This window comes from Amycolatopsis sp. NPDC049252, assembly GCF_043197175.1.
Lineage (GTDB): Bacteria > Actinomycetota > Actinomycetes > Mycobacteriales > Pseudonocardiaceae > Amycolatopsis.
Map to the genome: position 1 here is coordinate 1 of NZ_JBICSQ010000165.1, position 6,325 is coordinate 6,325.

8 protein-coding genes are annotated in these 6,325 nt (G+C 72.7%); 1 reads left to right on the forward strand and 7 read right to left on the reverse strand.

From position 1 onward, the window contains the following. Positions 1-72: 72 nt before the first annotated feature. From ACGFMK_RS48595 to hisD, 4 genes are read right to left on the reverse strand one after another with little or no spacing between them, the layout of a single operon-like run. Entirely contained in the window at positions 73-231 is a 159-nt protein-coding gene (locus ACGFMK_RS48595) for a hypothetical protein (RefSeq protein ID WP_247062838.1), read from the reverse strand. Then, positions 228-827, reverse strand: a complete 600-nt coding sequence (gene hisB, locus ACGFMK_RS48600) for an imidazoleglycerol-phosphate dehydratase HisB (protein ID WP_392778770.1) — start codon at positions 825-827, stop codon at positions 228-230. Before hisB ends, ACGFMK_RS48595 begins: the two co-directional genes overlap by 4 nt. Then, positions 824-1,924 (reverse strand): histidinol-phosphate transaminase, encoded by a 1,101-nt coding sequence (locus ACGFMK_RS48605; protein ID WP_392778773.1) that lies wholly within the window; start codon positions 1,922-1,924, stop codon positions 824-826. Before ACGFMK_RS48605 ends, hisB begins: the two co-directional genes overlap by 4 nt. Next, on the reverse strand, positions 1,921-3,246 hold the full coding sequence (hisD, locus tag ACGFMK_RS48610; protein WP_392778776.1) for a histidinol dehydrogenase: 1,326 nt from the start codon (positions 3,244-3,246) through the stop codon (positions 1,921-1,923). The genes ACGFMK_RS48605 and hisD overlap by 4 nt, the downstream gene beginning before the upstream one ends. 83 nt (positions 3,247-3,329) lie before the next feature. Here hisD and ACGFMK_RS48615 point away from each other — a divergent pair, with 83 nt between their 5' ends. Then, on the forward strand, positions 3,330-4,121 hold the full coding sequence (locus ACGFMK_RS48615) for a carbon-nitrogen hydrolase family protein (RefSeq protein ID WP_392778785.1): 792 nt from the start codon (positions 3,330-3,332) through the stop codon (positions 4,119-4,121). An 84-nt stretch (positions 4,122-4,205) separates the two neighbouring features. Here ACGFMK_RS48615 and ACGFMK_RS48620 read toward each other — a convergent pair whose 3' ends face one another. The 3 genes from ACGFMK_RS48620 to ACGFMK_RS48630 form a co-directional block, all read right to left on the reverse strand. Beyond that, entirely contained in the window at positions 4,206-4,862 is a 657-nt protein-coding gene (locus ACGFMK_RS48620; protein WP_392778779.1) for a response regulator, read from the reverse strand. Further along, complete coding sequence (locus ACGFMK_RS48625; RefSeq protein ID WP_323332675.1) at positions 4,859-5,557, reverse strand: response regulator transcription factor; 699 nt, start codon at positions 5,555-5,557, stop codon at positions 4,859-4,861. The genes ACGFMK_RS48620 and ACGFMK_RS48625 overlap by 4 nt, the downstream gene beginning before the upstream one ends. An 11-nt stretch (positions 5,558-5,568) precedes the next feature. Further along, a partial coding sequence (locus ACGFMK_RS48630; protein ID WP_392778782.1) for a type VII secretion protein EccB occupies positions 5,569-6,325 on the reverse strand: 757 nt, incomplete at its 5' end.

Sequence of the window (6,325 nt, forward strand, 5' to 3'; positions counted from 1 at the left end):
CTAGCCACCGTCCGTGAATGGCCCATTGAGGGACTCTAAGTCCCTCAATGGGCCATTCACGGCTTTACGGGGTCAGCTGGCGAACCAGAAGATGGCGCCGCCGATGGCCAGGACTGCCGCGATGCCCAGGACGACCGCCATGAACTTGGCCGTCTTCCAGGCCGAATAGACGCCGCCCACCAGGAAACCGCCCAGGGCGAGCAGCAGGACGCCGACGACTTCCTTGCTCACAGGACGCCCTTCGTGGAGGGGATGCCGCCCGCGCGGGGGTCCGGCTCGGTCGCCGCGCGCAGGGCGCGGGCCACCGCCTTGTACTCCGCCTCGGCGATGTGGTGCGGGTCGCGGCCGTGGATCACCCGGACGTGCAGCGCGATCTGGGCGTGGAACGCCAGCGAGTCGAACACGTGGCGCGTCAGCACGAACGGGTAGTTGCCGCCGATGGTGAAGGTGGTGAACTGCTCCGGCTCCCCCACGTGCACGCAGTACGGCCGCCCGGAGACGTCGATCGCCGCGTGGGCCAGGGTTTCGTCCATCGGGATCCAGGCGTCGCCGAAGCGGCGGATGCCGCTCTTGTCGCCCAGCGCCTGGCGGATCGCCTGGCCGAGCACGATCGCCGTGTCCTCCACCGTGTGGTGGGCGTCGATGTGGACGTCACCGGTGGCCTCGACCTTGAGGTCCAGCGAGCCGTGCACGCCGAACGCCGTCAGCATGTGGTCGTAGAACGGCACGCCGGTGGCGATCTCCACCTCGCCCGTGCCGTCGAGGTCCAGCTGGACGGAGATCGAGGACTCCTTGGTGGTCCGTTCGACCTTGCCGACGCGCGTCATCGGGAAACTTCCTTACTCGCCTCGAGGAAGGCGTCGTTCTCTTCCGGGGTGCCGATGCTGACGCGCAGGTGCCCGGGGATGCCCGGGTCACGGATGAGCACGCCTCGGTCCAAATAGGACTTCCACGCGGCCGGGGGCGACGCGAACCGTCCGAAGAGGACGAAGTTCGAGTCGCTCGGCACCGGGTCGAAACCCAGGCCCGCCAGCGCTTCCACGACACGGTCGCGCTCGGCGGCCAGCTTGTGGACGGTGCTCAGCGTCGCGTCGGCGTGCCGCAGCGCCGCGCGCGCGGCCGCCTGGGTCAGCCGCGAGAGGTGGTACGGCAGGCGCACCAGCTGCAGCGCGTCGACGACCGCAGGGGCAGCGGCCAGGTACCCGAGGCGGCCGCCGGCGAAGGCGAACGCCTTGCTCATCGTGCGCGACACGATCAGCCGCGCCGGGTAGTCGGCCAGCAGCTCGACGGCGCTCGGCTGCGACGAGAACTCGGCGTACGCCTCGTCGACGACGACGATCCCGGTGGCCGCGTCCAGCACCGCCCGCAGCTCCTCGAGCGGGATCGAGCCGCCGGTCGGGTTGTTCGGGCTGGTGACGAACACGATCTCCGGCCGCTTCTCGCGGATGAGCGACGCCGCCGCGGCCGTGTCGAGCGTGAAGTCGTCGCGGCGCGGGGCCGGGACCCACTCGGTGCGGGTGCCCGACGCGATGATCGGGTGCATCGAGTACGACGGCTCGAAACCGAGCGCGCTGCGCCCGGGACCGCCGAAGGCCTGCAGGATCTGCTGCAGCACCTCGTTGGACCCGTTGGCGGCCCAGACGTTCTCCTCGGTCAGCACGACCCGCGTCGACACGCTCAGGTAGTCGGCCAGGTCGTGGCGCAGCTCGAGGGCGTCGCGGTCCGGGTAGCGGTGCAGCTCGGCGGCTTCCGCGCGGACCGCCTCGGCGACGTCCGCGACCAGCTCCGGCGGCGGCGGGTACGGGTTTTCGTTGGTGTTGAGCCGGACCGGGACGTCCAGCTGCGGCGCCCCGTACGGCGACTTGCCGCGCAGGTCCTCACGCAGCGGCAGCTCGTCCAGGGTGATCTCTTCGCCGATGGTCATCGGGCCTCCCCCGCGAATCGCGCCGTCACGGCCTCGCCGTGCGCGGGCAGGTCCTCGGCGTTGGCCAGCGCGACGACGCGGCCGGCGACCTCGCGCAGCGCGTCCTCGCTGTAGTCCACGACGTGGATGCCCTTGAGGAAACTCTGCACGGACAGCCCCGAGGAGTGGCGGGCGAACCCGCCGGTGGGCAGCACGTGGTTGGAGCCGGCGCAGTAGTCGCCGAGCGAGACCGGGGCGTACGCGCCGACGAAGATCGCGCCCGCGTTGCGGACCCGGGCGGCGACCGCGCGCGCGTCCGCCGTCTGGATCTCCAGGTGCTCGGCGGCGTAGGCGTCCACCACGCGAAGGCCGTCATCCACAGTGGACACCAGGATGACGCCGGACTGCTTGCCGCCCAGCGCTTCGGTGACGCGCTCGGTGTGCTTCGTCGCCGAGACGCGGCCCACAAGCTCCTTGTCGACGGCGTCGGCGAGCTCGACCGACGTCGTCACCAGGACGCTCGCGGCGAGCGGGTCGTGCTCGGCCTGGCTGATCAGGTCGGCGGCGACGTGCACCGGGTCGGCCGTCTCGTCGGCCAGGATGGCGATCTCGGTCGGGCCGGCCTCGGAGTCGATCCCGATCAGGCCGCGCAACATCCGCTTCGCGGCGGTCAGGTAGATGTTGCCCGGCCCGGTGACGACGTCGACCGGGGTCAGCTCGGTGCCGTCGGTGTCCGTGCCGCCGTAGGCCAGCAGCGCGACGGCCTGCGCGCCGCCGACCGCCCACACCTCGTCGACACCGAGCAGCTCGGCCGCGGCGAGGATGGTCGGGTGCGGCAGCCCGGCGAACCCGGCCTGCGGCGGCGAGCAGACGACCAGCGAGCCGACGCCGGCGATCTGCGCCGGGACGACGTTCATCACCACGGTCGACGGGTACACCGCGAGCCCGCCCGGCGCGTACAGCCCGACGCGCTCGACCGGCACCCACTTCTCGGTGACCGTGCCGCCGTCGACGACCGTCGTGGTGACGTCGGAGCGGCGCTGCTCGGCGTGCACCTTGCGGGCGCGGGTGATCGACTCCTCCAGCGCGGCGCGCACGGCCGGGTCGAGCTGGGCGAGGGCCTGGGTGAGCCGCTCCCGCGGCACGCGCACGCTGACCGGGCGGACCTTGTCGAACTTCTCCGTGTACTCGAGGACGGCTTCGACACCGCGGTCACGGACCGCCTCGACGACCGGCCGCACGTGATGCAGCGCCGCGTCCACGTCGTATTCGGCGCGTGGGAGGGTGGCGCGCAGTTCGGCGGCGGTCGGGACCTGCCCGCGCAGGTCGGTGCGGTTCAGCATGCCCCCAGGGTACGAGGTCACACCGAGCGGGTTTTCAGCGATACTCCCCGGTGACGGCGGATCCCAGCATGCAGGAGGCAGCAGTGGCGCGAATCGCGTTGTGCCAGCTCAACTCGGGTGACGACCCGGAGGCGAACCTGAAGCTGGTTCGCTCCGGCGTCGAGGCGGCGGTCGCCGACGGCGCGCGGATCGTCGTGTTCCCCGAGGCGACCATGGCGCGCTTCGGACGTCCCCTGGACGCGGTCGCCGAGCCGCTGGACGGGCCGTGGGCGACGGCGGTCGCGGCGGTCGCGGCCGAGCACGGCGTGGTGATCGTCGCCGGGATGTTCACCCCGGCGGACGGGCGGGTGCGCAACACGCTGCTGGTCACCGGGGCCGGGCACCACCTCGGCTACGACAAGATCCACCTCTACGACGCGTTCGGCTTCGCCGAGTCCGACAAGGTGGCGCCCGGCGCCACCTTGGCGACGTTCGAGTTCGAAGGCGTCGTCTACGGCGTCGCGACGTGTTACGACGTGCGGTTCCCGGAGCTGTTCCGGGCGCTGGCCGACGACGGCGCCGACGTCGTGCTGCTGCCGGCGTCCTGGGGCGCGGGCGAGGGCAAGCGCGAGCAGTGGGAGGTCCTGGTGCGGGCCCGCGCGCTGGACTCGGGCTGCTGGGTGCTGGCGTGCGGCCAGGCCGACCCGGCGGTGACGGGCGTCACGGTGAACCCGAAGGCGCCCACGGGCATCGGCCACTCGCTGGCGTCCGACGGCTTCGGCCGGGTACACGCCGCCGCGGGCCCGGGCGCGGAGACCCTGCTGGTGGACGTCGACCCGGCGGTGGCCGCCAAGGCCCGCACCGCGACCGGCGCCCTGGCCAACCGCCGCCTCTGACCGCGGTCCCGGAAAGCCGTGAAGGCCTCCTTACCGGCCATAAGAGCCGGTAAGGAGGCCTTCACGGCTTTGGGCTGAGCGGAGTCAGCGGAGCAGGCCTTCGCGGATCGCCACCCGGACGAAGCCCGCGCGGCGGCGCTCGCCCGTCTTGTCGCGGATGCGGTCCAGGTAGGACCGCACCGTGCGGACGCTGATGTTGAGGATCTCCGCCACGTCGACGTCGCGCTCGCCCGCCGCCACCAGGCGCAGCACCTGCTTCTCGCGCTCCGACAGCACTATCTTCGGGCCCGCGTGCCGCTCTTCGCTGTCCTGGATGATCATCCCGGCCAGCGTCGGCGAGACGTACGCGTTGTCGTCGGCGATGGTGCGGATCGCGCGCAGGAGCTCGTCGCCGTCGACGTCCTTCGACAGGAAGCCCTTGGCACCCGCCTGCATCGCGCCCAGCACCTCCGGCTGCTCCGCGTGCGCGGACACCACCAGCACCTTGTGCCCCATGTGCCCCACCTCCAGGACCGCGGCCGCGTCCTGGACACCGCGCAGCTTGAGGTCGAGCACGACGACGCTGCCCGCCGGCTGGTCCTGCACCGCGAAGCGGGCCACCGAGTCGGCCACCGCGCCCAGCTCGATGTCCGGGGCCTCGGTGAGCACGCGGGTCAGCGCGTACCGGTAGAGCGGGTGGTCCTCGATCACCCCGACGTGGATGCGCCGGGGGGCCGGGGTCTGCTCGCCGGGGTCGCTCACTTGCGACCGCCGCGCCGCGGGCCCGACCCGCCGATGAGACCACGCCGGATGGCCTCCTTGACCAGGCCCGGCCGGCGCCGTTCCCCCGTCTTGTCGCGGATCCGGTCGAGGTAGCCCCGCACCGTCCGGACGCCGATGCCGAGGATCAGCGCGATGTCGACGTCCCGCTCCCCCGCCGCCACCAGCCGCAGCACCTGCTCCTCGCGCGGCGACAGCTCGACCTCGGCCGCGGTCACCGGCCGGTCGGCGTTGTCCTTGATGATCATCCCGGCGACCACCGCCGAGACGTACGCACCGCCGTCGGCGACCGTCTTGATCGCGATCAGCAGCTCCTCGGCGTCGACGTCCTTCGACAGGAACCCCCGCGCGCCGGCCGCGATCGCGCCGAGCACCACGTCCGGTTCCGCCTGGGCCGACACCACCAGCACGTGGTGCCCCAGTTCGCAGACCTCCAGCACGGCCGCCGCGCCCGCGACGCCCGGGAGGCCGAGATCGAGCAGCACCACGCTGCCCGGTGGCTGCCGGTGGACGTGGAAGCGGGCGACCGAGTCGACCACCGCGCCCAGCTCGACGAACTCGGCTTCGGCCAGTACGCGCTCCACGGAGACGCGGTACAGCGGGTGGTCCTCGACGACCGCGACCCGGACCCGCCCCGGCCCGGTCACTGCGTCTTCGGTCGAGCGCTCTTCTGTCATGTGCACGACTTTCACCCCGTTCCACCCGACGGGGCCGGCCGGCCGGCCGTGGCCGGATCCAGCGCGGAGCCCGTCGGCACCAATGCGAGCAAACTACCTGCGATCGGCTGGCGGGCCACCCCTCCGTAGCCCAGTGAGGCCAGCGCCTGGGTGCTGACCACCGGGTACTTGCGGCCCGTGTCCGTCACCAAGTACGTCGTGGCGGAGCCGGCTTCGACGACCACCGCTCCTCCCGACGGCGGCACGTAGACCTCGTCCGCCACCCGTGCTTCGGACCGGGTCGCCACTTGGATGGCTCGCGCGCCGCCCGGAAGCGGAAGTTCGGCCGAAACGAGTAACCGGGACCCCTGCGAGCAGAGGGTCACCGCGTTGCCGGTGATCGGCGCCTTGCCGGGGATGCGGTCCGGGAAGGCGGCCGGGTCGGCGCCGCCCGCGCGCGGAGCCGCGACCTTCCGCGCCCCGGCGACGTCGGCCGCGCGCACCTCGACCGGCGCCGGGGTGCCGGAGTAGGCCACGGCGTTGGCCTCCGTCGTCACCAGCAGGCTGGCTTCGGTCTGCCCGACCGGCTCGAGGCCGTCGGCGTGGACGAGGTAGTACGACGTCGCGGTGCCGGGTGCGGCCATCGCGTCGACCACCGAGAGCACCTCGCCGACGCGGGTGTCGCGGCCGCCGACGGACGGGCCGCGGTCACCGGCGCCGTCGACCGGCAGCGCGGTCAGGTCGCGCCCGGACGGGACGGTGTCGATCCAGCGGGCGGACACCGCGATC

What these genes read in the sequence shown, in the direction of transcription:
- ACGFMK_RS48625 (WP_323332675.1), bottom strand. Translation starts at nt 5,557, where the DNA reads ATGACAGAAGAGCGCTCGACCGAAGACGCAGTGACCGGGCCGGGGCGG.
- hisB (WP_392778770.1), bottom strand. Translation starts at nt 827, where the DNA reads ATGACGCGCGTCGGCAAGGTCGAACGGACCACCAAGGAGTCCTCGATC.
- ACGFMK_RS48605 (WP_392778773.1), bottom strand. Translation starts at nt 1,924, where the DNA reads ATGACCATCGGCGAAGAGATCACCCTGGACGAGCTGCCGCTGCGTGAG.
- hisD (WP_392778776.1), bottom strand. Translation starts at nt 3,246, where the DNA reads ATGCTGAACCGCACCGACCTGCGCGGGCAGGTCCCGACCGCCGCCGAA.